The sequence below is a fragment of the Cylindrospermum stagnale PCC 7417 genome (assembly GCF_000317535.1).
GTDB classification, from domain to species: Bacteria; Cyanobacteriota; Cyanobacteriia; order Cyanobacteriales; family Nostocaceae; genus Cylindrospermum; species Cylindrospermum stagnale.
This window is the reverse complement of the sequence record NC_019757.1, coordinates 446,211-463,355: the sequence shown is the minus strand read 5'-3', so window position 1 is coordinate 463,355 and position 17,145 is coordinate 446,211. Positions and strand designations below refer to the sequence as shown.

The 17,145-nt window shown below is 41.3% G+C and carries 13 protein-coding genes; all 13 read right to left on the bottom strand.

What is annotated here, in order from left to right:
- Nucleotides 1–56: 56 nt before the first annotated feature.
- The 13 genes from CYLST_RS02080 to CYLST_RS02020 all read right to left on the bottom strand — a co-directional run bounded on the left by CYLST_RS02080 (nucleotide 57) and on the right by CYLST_RS02020 (nucleotide 17,012).
- Nucleotides 57–431: a hypothetical protein gene (locus CYLST_RS02080; protein WP_015206044.1), complete on the bottom strand. Its 375-nt coding sequence runs from the start codon at nucleotides 429–431 to the stop codon at nucleotides 57–59.
- Nucleotides 432–477: 46 nt separating this feature from the next.
- The gene (locus CYLST_RS02075) at nucleotides 478–2,226 is read right to left on the bottom strand and encodes an ABC1 kinase family protein (protein WP_041233376.1); all 1,749 of its coding nucleotides are present in this window, start codon (nucleotides 2,224–2,226) and stop codon (nucleotides 478–480) included.
- A 386-nt stretch (nucleotides 2,227–2,612) separates the two neighbouring features.
- Complete coding sequence (locus CYLST_RS02070) at nucleotides 2,613–4,178, bottom strand: lipopolysaccharide biosynthesis protein (RefSeq protein WP_015206042.1); 1,566 nt, start codon at nucleotides 4,176–4,178, stop codon at nucleotides 2,613–2,615.
- Nucleotides 4,179–4,341: 163 nt separating this feature from the next.
- Complete coding sequence (locus tag CYLST_RS02065; RefSeq protein ID WP_015206041.1) at nucleotides 4,342–5,517, bottom strand: glycosyltransferase family 4 protein; 1,176 nt, start codon at nucleotides 5,515–5,517, stop codon at nucleotides 4,342–4,344.
- Between the two features lie 41 nt (nucleotides 5,518–5,558).
- Nucleotides 5,559–6,515 carry a glycosyltransferase family 2 protein gene (locus tag CYLST_RS02060; protein ID WP_015206040.1) on the bottom strand — a complete coding sequence of 319 codons (957 nt, stop codon included), beginning with the start codon at nucleotides 6,513–6,515 and terminating at the stop codon, nucleotides 5,559–5,561.
- A gap of 54 nt (nucleotides 6,516–6,569) precedes the next feature.
- A complete protein-coding gene (locus CYLST_RS02055) occupies nucleotides 6,570–7,499 on the bottom strand; it encodes a beta-1,6-N-acetylglucosaminyltransferase (RefSeq protein ID WP_015206039.1) in 930 nt (309 codons plus the stop codon).
- A gap of 562 nt (nucleotides 7,500–8,061) precedes the next feature.
- A complete protein-coding gene (locus CYLST_RS02050; RefSeq protein ID WP_015206037.1) occupies nucleotides 8,062–9,036 on the bottom strand; it encodes a glycosyltransferase family 2 protein in 975 nt (324 codons plus the stop codon).
- Nucleotides 9,037–9,100: 64 nt separating this feature from the next.
- A complete protein-coding gene (locus tag CYLST_RS02045; RefSeq protein ID WP_015206036.1) occupies nucleotides 9,101–9,808 on the bottom strand; it encodes a class I SAM-dependent methyltransferase in 708 nt (235 codons plus the stop codon).
- 18 nt (nucleotides 9,809–9,826) lie between these two features.
- Nucleotides 9,827–10,999, bottom strand: coding sequence for an acyltransferase (locus tag CYLST_RS02040; protein WP_015206035.1), 1,173 nt, complete (start codon nucleotides 10,997–10,999; stop codon nucleotides 9,827–9,829).
- 23 nt (nucleotides 11,000–11,022) lie between these two features.
- Nucleotides 11,023–12,417 (bottom strand): O-antigen ligase family protein, encoded by a 1,395-nt coding sequence (locus CYLST_RS02035; protein WP_015206034.1) that lies wholly within the window; start codon nucleotides 12,415–12,417, stop codon nucleotides 11,023–11,025.
- Nucleotides 12,418–12,419: 2 nt separating this feature from the next.
- Nucleotides 12,420–14,558, bottom strand: a complete 2,139-nt coding sequence (locus tag CYLST_RS02030; RefSeq protein ID WP_015206033.1) for a GumC family protein — start codon at nucleotides 14,556–14,558, stop codon at nucleotides 12,420–12,422.
- Nucleotides 14,559–14,577: 19 nt separating this feature from the next.
- The gene (locus CYLST_RS02025) at nucleotides 14,578–15,729 is read right to left on the bottom strand and encodes a glycosyltransferase family 4 protein (RefSeq protein ID WP_015206032.1); all 1,152 of its coding nucleotides are present in this window, start codon (nucleotides 15,727–15,729) and stop codon (nucleotides 14,578–14,580) included.
- 80 nt (nucleotides 15,730–15,809) lie between these two features.
- Complete coding sequence (locus tag CYLST_RS02020) at nucleotides 15,810–17,012, bottom strand: glycosyltransferase family 4 protein (RefSeq protein ID WP_015206031.1); 1,203 nt, start codon at nucleotides 17,010–17,012, stop codon at nucleotides 15,810–15,812.
- Nucleotides 17,013–17,145: the final 133 nt, after the last annotated feature.

Here is a 17,145-nt window from a genome sequence, read left to right as displayed (position 1 = left end):
TTCCAGTCGCTTCCAGTCGCCAAGGCAAGTAATAAATTAGACTTTTCAAAGATCCTCTAAGACCAAGAATCTAAGTCTAGAGATTGCATTCCTTTCTGTTGGGCAAATTTCAGTAGACTTCCCAACTGCAACCAAATTAGTAAACAAGTCAGTAGACTCACTGGCAAACCAACTCCTAAAGCCAGGGGAGAGGGAAAGCCAAATATCTCTAATCCTGAGGAGAGAAATAGACAAGCACCGGCTGTTATACCGATAAATGGCACAAACAATTGTTTCAATGAGGAACTTGGTTTAATAATTTCTGATTGGTCGCTTGGCCATTTTTGGACAATTAATTTTAAAGTTCCAGATAAAGCCAAACCGGAAGTTAACGCTATGAGGAACCCAGCAAATAGTAGTAAAAATGGCGGTTGCTGCGGAAAATAATACATTAAAACTCCTGATTGTAATTAAAAGGTAAAAATTATCAACAATGCATCAATTTTTTGGCATTTGTTCTTTTAACTTTTGAGTTAGTGACTGTTTGCCATCAAAAGAAACAAGGGATGTAGCTTTTGGTAAGATAGCAGCTACGCCTTCTCTGGATAACTCTGTTAAGATGCCGATCGCCACATCTAGCAAGCGATTTGCTGGTAAGTCGTCTTTAACTAGGTTCCACAGGCGTTGCACCTCTTCAGTGTGGAGGCGGTCATCTTCGGTGAGAGCAAGCACTAACTGACGACGGAGAAACTTTCCTTCTTCTGACAACATAAATTGCAAACCCATCTTCGCTGTGGGTAATACATCAAAGTTGCCATCAGTGCGGGCGATCGCAATTAAATTCTCTAACCGCTGCCACTGGAACTTACCATCTTTGAACAATACATTCAGTAACCGCCGCCGTAATGCAGGAGATTCACCCGTCAGCAACCGTCGTGCGATGTATGGATAACCCACCTCAACAATTTTGAAATTTGGGTTGAGGCTGAGGGCAATACCTTCTTGTGTCACCAGTGAACGAATAATCAAAGCAAACTTTGCCGGCACCCGGAAAGGATATTCATACATCAGTTCCGAGAATTCATCGGTAATAGTTTTAAAGTTAAAATCCTTGACGTTTTTGCCGATGGCGTTGCCCAACACTGCTTCTAATGCGGGCACAATCGGACAAATATTCGTGTCTGGCGTCAAAAATCCGAGTTTGACAAAGTCTTCGGCTAAGTCGGTGTAGTCTTTATTCACCAAATGCACTAAGGCATCTACCAGCGCTTCTTTGGTGGTTTCTTCTAACTGATCCATCATCCCGAAGTCAATGTAAGCCATGCGACCATCTGCAATCGCAAATAAATTGCCGGGATGGGGGTCAGCATGAAAGAAACCATGTTCCAACAGTTGCTGCAAACCGGAGGTAACACCAATTTGGATGATCGCCTCTGGATCTAAACCAGCTTCGCGGATGCTTTTTGTATCCGTTAGCTTGAAGCCGTTAATCCATTCCAGGGTTAAAACGCGGGTATTAGTGTAACGCCAGTAAATAGCCGGAACTTTAACTTGCGGGTCATTGCGGAAGTTGCTAGCAAATTTTTCCGCGTTGCGACCTTCATTGATGTAATCAATTTCTTCAAATAACTTCGTGCCAAACTCGTCCACAATTAAAGTTAAGTCGTGGCCGAGATTGAGAGGTAACCACGGAGCAAGCCAACCCGCTGCCCAACGCATTAGATATAAGTCGCGTGTAATTACCGGGCGTAAGTTGGGGCGTTGCACCTTCACGGCTACTTCTTCGCCGCTCAACAAGCGACCACGATATACTTGACCCAAGCTAGCTGCTGCAACCGGTTTCGGTGACAGTTCGCTAAAACTTTCATGTATTGGGCGACCGAGTTCAGTTTCAATCAGCTGGTACGCCAAGTCATTATCGAAAGGTGGCAACTGGTCTTGTAACTTAATCAGTTCTTCTAGAAAATCTTTGCGGATCAAGTCAGGTCGGGTGGATAGGGCTTGACCAACTTTAATAAAAGTGGGGCCCAGGCGGGTAAGCATTTCTCGCAGATGGGTGGCTCGTTTCCCCTGGTTCTGCTCAACTTGATTTTGCCATTCGTCCCACTTAAGACTGAGTATAAATCCTGTAATAGACCAGATAATTCTCAGCATTCGCCCCCAAGCTTGCCAGGGACGGTAACGATAGTAACGAGCGATCGCGTCTGGATTGTACTGCTTTAGTTGAGCAGCTTGATACTGACCCACGCCTTTATTTGCCTCTACAACTGGGAAGTTTACACTTTTGTCTATCTCCTGACTCACAAGTTAGTTGCCAGTACAGGATAATGGTAGTTTTTTATTTAAAAGAATTAAACTTTGCTTATTTCTAGGCATTAATCAAAGCGAACTTAGCCGCCTTAACTGCCCAGATTTGTTTATCTTTTTCTTAATCATACTTTATAAAAGTACAAATTTTTATCGATAATCCCGACTTTTTTATATTTTCTTAACTATTCTTCATATAGCTACAATTATTTACCTTTGTAGAGGATTGTGAGCAGGAAGCCAGAAGCGAGCATTAATTAAACGTTTTATTAATTACAATACACTCAGTATATTTACAGTTTTTTAATTAATAGTCGATCAACGACTTAAAATTCCCACCGCCTGAGCCATCCTCCCAGCTTTGCTTGGACAATTTGGCGATGATGGTCTTCTAAAACATTCATCCAAGATGAAATTGAGAACACAGCAACACAAACTGTTGCGGTAGCACTAATTACAGCCCATGCGGAGTTGATCCCTAACAGTAGCAGACTTTTCTTGACTAGCCAGGACAAGCTCAAACAGCATACCAAGACAACAGCCCATAAACCAACTACCTGGCGCAAGTAGACCCTAAAATTGAGACGCAAACGCACCATTGGCCTGTAGACACCATACCAATTGCTTGTCAGCATCTGCGCCAACATTGTACCCATTGCTACCCCAAGCAGTCCTAAAGGCTTAATTAAAACCCACGTGATGACTACATTGAGAACACCTGCACTCAAAGCAAAGGGCGCATACTTTTCATCCTCAGTCGCTCGCGAACTAGTTACAAGAATCACATGTTGCGCTTCTAAAGTCAGCATCATGCAAAACACCAATAAAATATTCTGCCCAACAAAGTTCCCCTTACCCAACCATAATTCAATAAATTCCCTGCCTGCCATCATTAAAAAGGCAACTCCTGCTGCCATAATTGATAACCCTAATCGGGCATTACGTAAAGTCATCTGCTGAATTGTACTTATAGCGCCAGCTTGCCACGCCTGACTAATAAAAACTGCGGAAGAATAGGAAATAGCGATCGCTAATTGCGATAAGTTAAGTACCAAATTATAGGCGGCTTGATAGCTGGGAACATTTTGATATCCCTTGAATAAAGCAATAAAATAAGCATCTGTGCGAAGAACTAAAAATGCACCCAAATCAGTCAGCCACCAATACAAAGATGGCTTGACTAATGCCTTAGCATATTCAACATTCCAATTACCCTGAAAACTCAACAATTCAGGAAAGCGCCAACGTATCAGGACTAAAGCCATAGAAGCTTGAAATAAACTAGCAACTACAGAAATTACAGTTAGCGCTAATATTCTACCTCCCAATATGACGACAGCAATATTAATCAGAATCACCAAAAAGTATGTTGTCATCCCAATTAAACTTTCCCAACCTACATATCCCATTCCCGTTAGCAAGCAGCCAATATAAGATAGCCAAACTCCAACAGCATAGCCAGCACAAATCATTGTCCAAGCCCAGAAGACTTGGTCTTGAGATATTTCAGTTAATTTAATTTGATTAATTAAGCTATAACCAGAAACCAAACCAATCAAGAAAACCACCACCGCTAACCATCGTAAAATCAGCCTACCTGTGGCTAATAAATCTCCAATATTTTGCTGAGTTTCTCTTGTGAGTTCTACTCCAGGATCAGCGCCACTTTTTCCCTTGGCTAAAGCTATATGCCTCGTCAAAGTTGGCGTAATCCCTAATCCTAATAACATCAGAAAAGATTGACTATTAATTAATAAATACCATATACCTAGTTCTTCTTTTCTTAAATAACGAAACAGAATCGGAGTCAAAACCAAACCAGAAAGAACTACTGATAAGCGGCCAAACCAGGAAATACTAACTGCAAAAGCAATTCGTTGAGAAGTAGACATAAACAGCGCTACTATTTTGTTGAAGTAATATACAAACTATCTATATAGATGCTTTTTAGGCATCCATAAGCCGAGATTTAATTTACAGCCATAATTTTTTCCAATTTGTTAAAATTCTCCTCTAGAATTAGATTACTTCATTGAATATGAATCGATAACCAAATTATCGAGCATATCGATAATCTAGTACTTGCTCAACACCATTAATCATTTTTTCAACATTAAATTGAGATAAAATATGTTGGCGACATTGCTTACCAAGCTCAGGAAGATTATTTCTCCAGTTGATAATTTGATTGAGAGTATCTGACAAATTTCTCTCATTTCCCGGCTCAAAAAGACCATTTTGAAACTTTCCTGTGAGGATTTCAGTAATTCCTCCAATTCGGCTACCTACAACAGGAGTTCCACAAGCCATTGATTCTATAACTACCCGCCCGAAAGGCTCAGACCATAAACTTGGTAAGACTGTGACATCACTGACCTGATAAAGATTGGCAGTATTAGTGATATGACCAAGGAATTCTATATGGTTTTCTATGCCTAATTGAGTTGATAGCTGTTCTAAGGATTTTTGATAATCTATTCCTTGGTGTAAAGATTTACCAGCAATCAATAGTTTAGTTTTCGCCACATTTTTATTCAATAATGCAAAGGCTTTAATCAGTGTTTCTAAACCCTTTTCTTTATCTAGTCTTCCTACATAGGATATCACTCTGATATCTTGAGGAATATTCCATTGCTTTCTAATTAGGCAAAAATCAGTTGGTGGTTTATATACTTCTAAGTTAATTCCGTTATGCACAACATGAATTTTCTGTTCATGCAAGCCACAGTTTACCCAATCCCATTTAGTTTGATGGGAAACAGCAATAAACTGATTTACACCTTTCAACCCTATATTCCACTGCCATCTAATATATGAATCCCGAATAAACTGCTTTACACCTTTTAGTTCTAATATCTGGTCGGGTGGGGGTAAATGCAGATAACAAATATGGGGAATATTTTTGGATAAAGCTAAAGCACTAGCGAAATAAGCATCTTGATACTGATTACTTAGAACAATACTATTTTTAGTTGTAGGAATTTTCCTTTGAAGTTGCCAAATATCAGCTAAAAGATGGAAGTTATATTGAGGTGGATAAATTGTAAAGCGATTAACTTTGACAACATCTCTACAAAATTCCTGATACCGCTCAAGTAAATTTCCTACTTTAGTATATAGCAGACTGATAGTATGTCCACGTTGAGCTAGACCATAACAAACATCAAACAGACTTAACTCCTGTCCACCCCGAAAGGAAGTTGGCTCCAGTTCTAAAACAATAATATGCATAAACCAAATATCTCCAAAGCTGAAACATCAAAAATGTCTGTTTAGGTTTTTAGAAATAATGGGTGTCGCCGCACAGCACGGCTTACAGTTCGCAGTCCATCGTAGCCATCTCTTCCAAACCAACGGATCATCGCGATCGCTAAATTCAACCGCATACATCTTTCAGAAAAGCGCACTGGCTGATGGTGTAGCAAAGCTTGCTTACGAAAATCAATTGCCTTTTTGTAGTCTTTATCATCTATAGCCAGCCATGCTAAACCGAGGAACATACTCGCATAAGCTCGATTTCTTAAATACAACAAATTTAATGGCACAGACTGAAATGCTTTTTCAAATACCGTGCGAAGGCTTTGGAACATCCTCTGGCGGTTTTTGGACATACTGTTAGGATGCTGTCGATAGAGGGTTAAAAGTTCCTTAACTACAGCAAAAGGATAACTATCGGCGATCCGCAGCCACATATCTAAATCTTCGGCGGAATTGAGGTTGCAATCAAATACCCCCACGGTTTCAAAACAACAACGGCGAACCATAGCCGAACTTCCACTAGAAATCACATCATTTTCCAAAAGTTGCTGCCAAATATTACCTTCTGCATGGTTCGCAAAAATCCTACCAGTGGGTTTGTCCTGCTCATCAACTAATAGCGTCCAAGTGTATACCACACCTACTTTTGGTTGCTCATCCAGACAACGTACCTGTTTTTCTAGCTTTGTTGGTGCCCACAAATCGTCAGCATCTAGAAATGCGATATACTCTCCTTGAGCATGAGCAATCCCTGTATTGCGTGCTCCAGATAATCCTTGGTTTTTCTGCGAAATTAGCTTTACTCGCGAGTCTGTTATCTGAGAAATCCATTCCACAATTTGATCTGAACTACCATCATCAATGATTAATAATTCAAAATCATTGAACGTTTGCTTCAGAACACTATCTACAGTTTTGGGCAAGTAAGCCATCGCATTATAAGCAGGGATGACAACAGAAATTTTTGGCATTTTTCAAGTTTTTGAAGGTAAATAATTTTGTTATTGACACTGGCTATTTTTTTGTCAACCACCATCAAAAAGATAAGCATCGAGCATATCTAATATCTTGCTGTTATGCTCAAACTTTCTGGCGAAATGAAAGCCCCCATTGACGAGTGTTGAATAATCTTCAACCGTGAGTATCCGGGGGTGGGCACTGCCCTTATTAAATTCAAGATAGCGTTGATGATGATTGCAAAGATTAAAGCGTTTATTATTAACTAAAATAGTGGCTATCAGCGACTCATCAGGCTCAATAGTCCTTTTAAAGAAATTAATAATGCTAGGATGATCAATGATAAATTCAGCTATATATTCAACGCATTTTCGAGAAAGTGTATGCCAGCTAGAGGAACTGTAGCAAACAAAATTTTCATTAAATGGAGTTTTATCGGTCTTGAAACCTATTGCTATATCTTCCAGATACCAACAGTATATTGGCAAGGTATTATTTTGAGTTTTTACTAAAATTTTACAAGGGTATTTCAATATAGGTTCTGCCCATTTGGGCAACTTATAGTATTGATAAAGATAACGTTCTATCGGAGTATCAACCAGCAGATAACCCTGCTCAGAAAAAGCCTCAGCATAGGAAACAAAGCCATCATATTCTGTTTGCGAGAGAAAATCTTCAATTTTAGATAGTGGTTGAGTAGGATAGTCTTGACCAGATATATAAACTAACCAATCGAAGTCAAAGCTATTTTCAAGCAACCAGTTAATAGCGTCTAAATAAGGTTGTAATAAAGAATAATATCCCCAAACAACAGGGACAGTTCCCTTAATTAGATAGACTTCTGAAAAATCTTCAAGTGGGGTCATATCCAAATAGCATTTCGTGAAGTCATGACCAATCAGCACTTGACAATTAGGACTTAAAGTCTTAATTGTGCGTACCAGCCTATAAATTTGATTGGGGTTTTTATGGGTTTGAATAAAGTAACAGGTTTTCATAAAATTACGAACTTCCCTAAACAGATTATTTGTTTAACTAAATCTACTCCTGAAAAAATTAGCATTGACCATTAGAGGATGTTTTAAAAATTGTTGGTGATGTATCAAAAATCTTTAGACCCCTCCTATAGCAATCCTATTCGAGTTGTGTATCCCTTACGGGAGCCGGAGGCATTACAGCAGTATTTTTTTAACGTATCCCTTCGGGAGCCGGAGGCATTACCGCAGAGACGCAGAGAGCGCAGAGGAAGAGAAAAAGAGATGTTCACATCTAATTTAGGATCGCTATAGCCCCCCTTAGAGGATGTTTGTAAAGTATCAAAATTGATCGAGATCCCCCCAACCCACGCCACTTGCTTTAAGCCGGGAAACCCGTCCAACGCAGTGGCTCCCCTTTCCAAGGGGGGCAAAAACTCCTTAAAGTCCCCCTTGGAAAGGGAGATTTAGGGGGTATCTACGAGTGTTTGATTTATCCCTAACGGCTTTTAAAACATCCTCTTAGAAAGGGGGGGAATTAGAAAATATGGTTACTTTCATGTTGATAAAGGGATTCGCAAAAATATTATTGAGTCAAAGTTAACCAACCTAATGTGCGTCGGCGAAAATTGTGTAACAGCAATAGAAAGTTTTGGTAACCATCAGCACCAAACCACTGCATCAATTTAATCGCTAAACTTAACCGGAGATACTCTTTAGAAAAAACTAACTGAGGATAATGCATAACGGCTTGTTGACGATAATAAATTGCCATTGGCAAATCTTTTTCTAGACTTTGTAGAGGTTTCCAAGCTAGACAGAGATTGGCGAAAGCATAACTTTGACTTTTCAAATACTGCAACTCTTTTGGAGCGGAATTGAATGCTTTCTCAATAACTTGATGAAAGCCTTGCTCCATCGCTCCCCAAGTTTTGGAAACACTTGTTGGATACTGTCGATAATACACTAGAGGTTCTCTTATTACTTTAAAGGGATAGCGAGCGGCAATTCGCAACCACATATCCCAATCTTCAACGTAAGAATGTAAATTTTGATCAAAAACCCCAACATTTTCAAAGCAGCAGCAGCGAACCATTGCCACACTTCCACACTCAACTATATTGTGTTTAATGAGATTCTCCCAGACATAACTTTCTGCATCATTAGCAAATATTCTTCCTGTAGGGATACCTTGATGATTGATTAAAGCCGTCCAGGTGTACACTAAACCAGCTTCTGGATTTTCTTCAAGAATATGCACTTGTTTCTCTAGCTTAGTTGGCTGCCAAAGGTCATCAGCATCGAGGAATGCGATATAATCTCCGCTAGAATTGATGATGCCTGCATTTCTGGCTGCGGATGAGCCTTGATTGTTTTGGGAAATGAATTTAACGCGCGAATCTGTTAGTTGAGAAGCCCATTCTACAATATTATCTGAACTACCATCATCAATAATTAATACTTCAAAATTTGTGAATGTCTGCCTCAAAACACTCTCTAGAGTTTCTGGCAGATAAGTCATTGCATTATAAGCGGGTATAATGACTGAAACTTTTGGCATATTATTAAGCTCATCAATTTACTTACAAATTGGTTAACTTCAAAGAAACACAGTTTTGTTCTGTCTAATTACCACCTTCAAAAATTATTACAAAGTCGAGGACGAAAGACAGCAATCTATTTTTGATAATCTTGTATTCAGTAATTCCTGCTGCGTGCAGCCGCTTGTGCAAGTCCCGAAGGGATAATAAGTACATATAATCATCAGCCGCCCATCCTTTGCCAACAAAGTGCAAATAGCGGTCAAAAATAATTTTTGGTAAATAATGCAACAGCGGCGTGCGTGTATGCACCTCAATAGGAAAATATTTGTTTGGTGTTGTGATAAATGATTTTTTTGCTACTCTTTTAACCTCTTTTAAAAAGATAATTTGCTGCTCTTCATTACCGACGTGTTCCAAGACGGCATTTGACCAACAGACATCAAATTTTTGATCCGGGAATGGAAAAAATTTACCGTCATATCTGACTACTTCTATTTGCGGATATCGTACTGAAGCTTCCTTTCGTTTTTGCAAAATAGCTGATTCAGGTACTTGAAATTCAGGTTTTTTTCTGAGGTAAAGTAAGTCGTCTGGTGTATCAATTGTGAGAGCGGTTATTTTGTCCTGAGAAGGATAATGTTTTTCTAAATAATTATCCGTGTCGCTATATTCTTGTTCACTAAAACCAACATCTAAAATGGCTATTTCATCTGTCGGCTGAATTTGTTCCAGAAATAAATGCCATTTTCGTCGGCGATTCCAAGCAGATATTTTGTAAGCGATTGACATATTATTTACTCCTACATATTATATGCCGAACAAAAGCTTTGAAATTCGCTTTTTCCTTAGTAGTAAAGATGTTATTATCCAGCTTGTTATAAAACTAAGTGAGGCTAGGGTCAACATTGAGAGGGCAGGTATTAGCCCGATGAATTCAGTGGGTAGCCTAGCAGCTAACTTTGCATAAACTATTAATGCTAAATAGTGAATGAGATAAATCCCAAAAGAACATACTCCTAAATTTTCAACTAGACGATTTTCTTTTAATGTTGCTGATAGTGAAATAGCCCAAATTAACATAATACAAGCTATTCCGACTTCATATAAAGCCTGAGGAAAGTACAAGATATTAAATACATTGATTATTCCCAAGGCTGAGAGTATAAGTACTATTACCAGGAAAAGTATTGTATTAATTGGATTATTTTTTGATATATTTATTTTAATCAAAGGATAATGTAAAAGCATACCCATAAAGACATATGGTAAGCACTGGATTAGCCAAGATATTTCAACCAGCACTAGCCTCAGCAGTTGATTATTATTACCGTTAGGCAAGACCCATTTTATGATGTTTTGGAAGGAAACTGAGCAAGAAGTGCCATTTTCAAAGCAATATGTACCAAGTTGAAAATTGTTTCCAGAAACTTTCAGCAGTTCGTAGAGAATAATGCTGAAAACAAACAGAAAAACTAGCGTTTTGATTTTAATGGGTTTCTTTGCTAAGTATTCCGCAACTATGATTAAAAAACTTCCAGCAAATAAAAGGGGCAAAAAATAAAGATGGAATGATGCGCCGCCAAGGAAAATGAGCCGAACTGGATCTTGGAAGATTTTTTCCCATCCCTGAGATGTGCTGAGAGCTAGGATTACTCTTAAACCTATGTAAATTACGCTCCAACATAGATAGGGAACAAGCAGCCGTGTAAATTTTGATTTTAAGTTGGAAGTAATGGAGAAATGACTTTCGCTTGTATATAACTTACTGGTCATCAAGTAGAAAGATGCGGCTAAGAAAAACGGCACGGCGAATCTACTCAGTTGTGTAATTGCTGTCATCAATTTATCTGTAGGAAAACCAGAATAAAACATCACGGCATCAGCGTGAATGATGGCAACGGCAAAGGCAGCAGTACCTCTAAATAAGTCAATACCAATTAATCTTTGTTTACTTAGTCCTCTTGTTGGTTGGGGGTTCATTTTTTTAGTTAATAGATGAAGGTTTAGGCTGGCTGAATTGCCTGTGCTGGACGATTAAATCGTTCAGTTCCCCAACCAGCAACTGGAAAAACAGCCCAATAGTAGAACCAGAAATCACCGATATCTAAAACATTGTTGGAAAGCATGTTCACAAGTGTGGACAGCAAAATAGCTAGCAGAATCTGGCAAAGTTGGGATTCAGAACTGTGGCGCGGGGCACGTCGCAGTATCTGCAAAAGATATGCAAATTGAGCACCGATAAAAGCTAGATAAAGAACCAGACCTAAAATCCCCTGTTCTACAAGAAATCGGATGTAATCGTTGTGGGGGGTATAGAGAGTACCTTCTGGGTTCCGTAAGGGACTCAAGTAGCGACCTGTGCCGATGCCGTAACCAAAGATTGGGTATTGCTGCCATGACTGAAGCAGATAGTACCAGTGACTGATTCGCCAGTTAAAACTGTTACCGTCTCCAGCTGCGATGATCATTGTTCTGGATACGTCCATGTCTGCGTTAAATAGAGGTGTCTGAGTTAACTCTAGAAGGCGGGTTTGTCCTGCTTCGGTGCTGGCAAACAGGGCTATGACTACTAAGAGCAAAATTACTGCGCTGATGATCCTCAGCGGGTTTAGCTTGGAAGCATTTAAAACTAAGATGAGTACGCCGATTGTGGCTAGAGCTGCTAAGGAACGAGTACTCACATATACAACTGCTAGCAAACCCAACAAAAGTATCCAAGGCCAACGAGGCTGTGTCCAATTTAGCTTCCACCAAACTAAAGCCATCATTAGGGATAGGTAAGTAGCGAATGAGTTGGGATGCCCAATGGTGCTGTGGACTCGTTCTCCTCCAGGAATCATTATTAGCCCGACAATAACCGGTACTACCAGAGATAAAAGCATCAGGGAGATGAATTTTTGAGGATGGATTCGGTCTTTGAGCTGCATTACTAGCAAATAGATTATTAGCCAGGAAAAAATCCGCACCCATTCGCGGATGCTGTCTGGTAGAAACGAAGCATCTAACCCCAAACCTCCTAGAGGTAGGAGTATCACCCATAAACCCTGTAGCATTACCCAGCCTGCAAATATCCACCAGAACCAATCTGTGTGTACAGTCCGACCAGTTAGTAAGGTGAGTACCACATAAAGCAAAGTTAAGGCGTTAAGACCCATTGCAAAGGCAGCTGGTATTTGTTGTGCAGAGAAAGGATCGAGAGAGGTACGTAAGATCAATAGACCAATGACTGTTTGCTCAAATCGGGCAAAGAAGTAGAAAACTATTAGCACTGCACCCACAGCCAAGCTCAGGTAAAGAGGCTGTGCACCTGCGAGGAAACCGATAATGAGACCAATCGCCACAGATGCTAACCCTACCCAGAGGGTTATACGGGAACTTGAGCGTTGATTAGTCAACATTGTTATTTCGACCTCAAACCATTTGTCAAGTTGGCGGTATTTCTCACAGCGTTTTCATGCTTTATTGGCTGGGATAAATAGCGGTAACACTTGGATGTCTGATTTTTCATGCCATTGACAACTACTCCCAGAATTGGTATTCGATTACGGCTGAGTTCTGCGACTGCTTTTCGGAGAATTTCCTTGAGAGTGAAATGGGGACGGGTAATTAAGATGATGCCGTCGCTATATTGTGACAATGTGGCTGCATCAGAGCTAATGCCCAGAGGTGGAGTATCTATAATGACGAAATCATAATGTGCGATCGCATCTGCCAGCAATGACTTCATCGCCGTTGACTCTAGCAACTGTGATGGGCGACTATGGGTTTTGCCACAAGTCAATACTGAAAGGTTCTCCATCCCTCTAGTCTGTACTGCATCCAGCAGAGATAGATCGCCATTGAGTACATCGGTAATTCCGGGATAGGGAGCTGAGTTAAACAGATTATGCTGCATCGGGCGATACAAGTCAGCATCCACAATCAATGTCCGTCGAGATAACATCGCGGAAACAGCAGCTAGGTGCGAGACTACTATTGATTTACCTTCTCCGGGAATGGTGCTACTGATGACAATGCTCCGCAATTTCTGAGTATGGCGAAACTCCAGATTTTTGAGCAGCATTCGGTAAGGCTCAACTAAGGCTATGTCATCTAGGAATTTTGCTCCTGGCTCTAGTTTAAGGATCTTCCTAGGCAGAGACGGCAAGGTTCCCAGCAAGGGTATGTTCAGCAATTCCTCGGCTTCGGCAGCATTATGGATGGTGTTATCCATCATTTCTACTAGCAGCACTACCCCAATGACTAAAATTATTGCCAACACAGTAGCCAACAGCAGCACGAGAGAACGCTTAGGTGAAGTGGGTAAAGTGGGTGCTTTTGCGGCTTCGATAATGCGGATATTGCCTACGAGTTGGGCTTCGGCGATGCGTGCTTCTTCCAGTTTGGTTTGCAGCAACTTCAGGGAGGAGGCGGCGGCTTCCCGTTGGCGAGTTAATGCTGTCAGGGGTTGCTGTTGAATTGGTAGTTGTGCCAAGCGAGTTTGCAGATTGGCTTTGAGAGCCTGAACGCTTTGCAGCTTATTTTCTACTGCCAAGTGTTCAATCTGATTGGTGATTAGCTCCGAGGTGAGATTTTGACTGAGGGTATCAGATGCCACATTGTCAGGGGTAAAACTTGTGGGCGAGAGGCGAGCAAGTTGCTGATTGTACAAGTTACTGATAGCTTGCTGTTGTTGTCGTAGGGAGATCACAGTTGGATGGTAGTCAGTAAACCGCAAACGCGCATTAATCAGTTGTGTTTGCAAATCTGCCAATTTAGCCCGTAATGCTTTCAGTTGTTCATCTTGACCACCGCGCACAGAGGCGTAAGCATTGCTGAGATTGGTAGCGGCGGTAATTTGTCGTAAGGAGGCATCGCGCGATCGCGTTTCTTGGAGTTGGGACACCAATGTGCGTTCTTGGTCATCCATGGCGGCTAAACTATCAACTAAACTCTTGGCTTGGTCAGCAAAGGAAATAATTCCACTAGCTTGTCGATATTTGTTTTCTACCGCTTCCGCCTGTTGCAGATTTTTGTTGGCTACAGGTACTTGTTTCTCTAAAAACTTCCGCACACTAGCAGCTTCTTTACGGATTTGTTCAACACTTTCTGCAACCATTGTTTGCGCCACAGCATTCAACAATTTTGCCGCCCTAACTGGGTCTTGATCTTCATAGCTCAAAGCCAAAATATTTGTAGCCGGGACAATTTTTACCTGCAAATTTTTACTCATATCTCTAGTGGTCAACTGGCTTTGGTTCCGGGGAAAAACCTTCGCCAAAGCTCTTTCTAAAACAGGTTGTGACTTGACTAATTCTGCTTGATCAGCCAGGGGACTCGGCCCCCCTGGTGTACCCGCTGGTACTTGAGTGAGATCACGTCCCAAATCCGAAAGACTCACCCGTTTGTCATCCAACATCAGTCGCGCTGATGCTTGATATAAACGTGGGGTAAAGGTTAGGTAGGTAATTGATGCCCCAATCACAGCCGCAAATGTAGCCAAGGCTGGCAAACAACGCCGCTTTAAAACGGATGGTAATAAGAAAATACTTTTCTCCATTACATATATCCTGATTTCTTTAGTTAAATGACAAATAACAAATGACCAAAGACAAAACTGTTGTATAAAGTTTTAAAATTTCCGAAGCAACGCAATCCCAGCTATAGTTCAGATGCACGTAGTTTTGGGCATTTTTCGCCATTGTTGCTAGTTCAGTCGGATGACGAATCGCCCAGTTTAGGGAACGAATGCATGAATCTAGATCGCCAGATGTAAACAGCATTCCCCGCTCACTATTAATCAATTCCTGATGGGGTAGAATATCGCTAGCCAGGACTGGTATGCCTTCCCGCATCGCCTCTAACATTGCTAAAGGTAGCCCCTCCAAGTCAGAAGGCAAGACAAACAATCCCGAACCCCGAACAATCTCCCACAGACGACTTCCCCAGAGTTCCCCAGCAAAGACGATATCTCGATGATTGGCAACTGTGGTTAATAGCTTGGTGGTGAAGGATTTTGTATCACTAACACCTCCAGCTAGGACTAGTTTCCATCCAGGTGGTTTTAAGGCACAAAAAGCTTCAACGAGCAAATCAGGACGTTTTTCTGGTACAAGTCGGCCCAAAAACAAAATGTAGCGCCCTGGTGTCAAATTAAGAGCAGTGCCATAGGTGAAATGGGGATCTGATTCGCCATAGCCAGCAGGAGCATTGGGTATGTAGGATGTTTGGCGATCGTAGGTTTGGAGAAAGTAGGCTTTTAGGTCTTTTGATACCACAATTAGCCCATGAGCAAAGCGCACAGATGCTTTCTCACCTAAGAGTATGAGCCGACTTGAAAAATTGCCCCACTTAGCACGTTGCCAATCTAAGCCTTGACAGGTAACAACCACCTTTGCAGAAGTAGCTAGTCGGGAAACCCAGGTAAATAGAGCAGGGCCAAGGGCGTGAAAATGGATAATATCGTATTGTTGCCCACAAGATGCGATCGCACCCAGGGCTGAGGAGAAAAAGGCATCAAATCCCCGCAAATGCCACCCAGGTAAGGAAATAACTCGCACACCCTGAAAGTCATCTTCGTTAAACCAAGCACAGTCAGTATAAGTAGACCGGGCGAATAAATCCACACAATGTCCCTGTTTCACCATGCGGGGATATACTTCTGCACAATAATGTTCAATTCCTCCTTGTTTGGGAGGTAAACCTTTGGCACCAATGACGGCAATTTTCATATTAATTAGTTTTTTGAATATGGTTTATTCAGGCATTTGCCCCACCCGGTAATGGCTAATACTTCTGCTCCCAATCCCAGTTATTTGCAAAGCATCTGCCAACGACTGAGCATTTCGCCGTAAATCTTCCCCATCACATTACAGGCAGCATAAGGTCGTGCAGTCCCCACACAAGAAGCTGTGGGATAATCTTCTGGGTGCAGCAGTACCCGGCGTAAAGCATCTGCAATACACTCTGGCGTCCGTTGCTCACACACAATTCCACTGTCGCTAGCCAGCAACTTTGGGGTTTCACCACATCTAGTTGTAACTACTGGCGTCCCACAAGCGAGCGCCTCCAGAACCACTAAAGGTAGACCTTCGTAAGCACTGCACAGAACAAAAACATGAGTTATTTGATGTAACTTTGCCAGTTCTTCTTGGGTAAGTACCCCCAGCAGCGTCACCCTTTCCTCTAGCTCCCAGCGACCAATTTCTGCACGTACCGCCCCCGCTAACTCCCCATCACCCGCTATTAGTAGGTGAGTATTGGGTTGATTCAAGGCGGCAAAAGCACGTATTAACAACAAGGGATCTTTTTGTGGATGCAGGCGACCAGCGAAGAGGATAAAATTTGTGTCATCATTCAAACCTAGTTTGCGAGCTAGTTCCCGCCGTTTTCCTTGCCGTTGTGCCTGACTTAGGGGATAGAAAATTTCGTTATCAAAGAAATTTTTGATGTATGCAATGCGATCGCTCAAGCAGGGATAGCGCTGCTGATAAAATTGCGCTGCATCGGTATTACACGCCAATATTTGGCTAAATTGGGGAATTAATAACTTTTCTAGCGCAAAATAAGCTGCGGGAAATCTGCGCCATAAAATCGCCTTTTTATCACCTACAGTTTGCATCTGTGTGTGAATATCGTTATGAATAAACAGGGTTTTTTCTCCCTGCCAATTCCAGGCGGCTAAACTTGGCTCTAACCGATGAAAATGCATAAAATCTGAAGCTAATCGACGCCCTAAAAGTGCAGCAGTATACTTGACTGTTGTGGGAATTCGACTTCTGACATTATCATTTTCTAAGGTAAATAAGGGTAGAAAAGTAATTTCTTTCCCTGCAAATTCGGCAGCTTGCCACTTCAAAATCGGCTGAGATTTATCGGTTTCTGTGCCTACGAGTCGCACCACAAATTCACTGGGTGCATACTTGATAAAAACCTTGATTATTGTCTGAATTCCTCCAATACTAGGGTTCCACGGATTAAATTGATAAAATATCGTCAGAACAGGTTGACGCATGACGATCACCCCACACAATCGGTGTGCAAACGCTCAAAATAATTTAAATCAATAAAGACAGAGGTAATCTTTGTTTTATCTACACAGCAGTTTAATTACCTCTTCACTTCGTTGTATTTCTCCAGGGAGATGT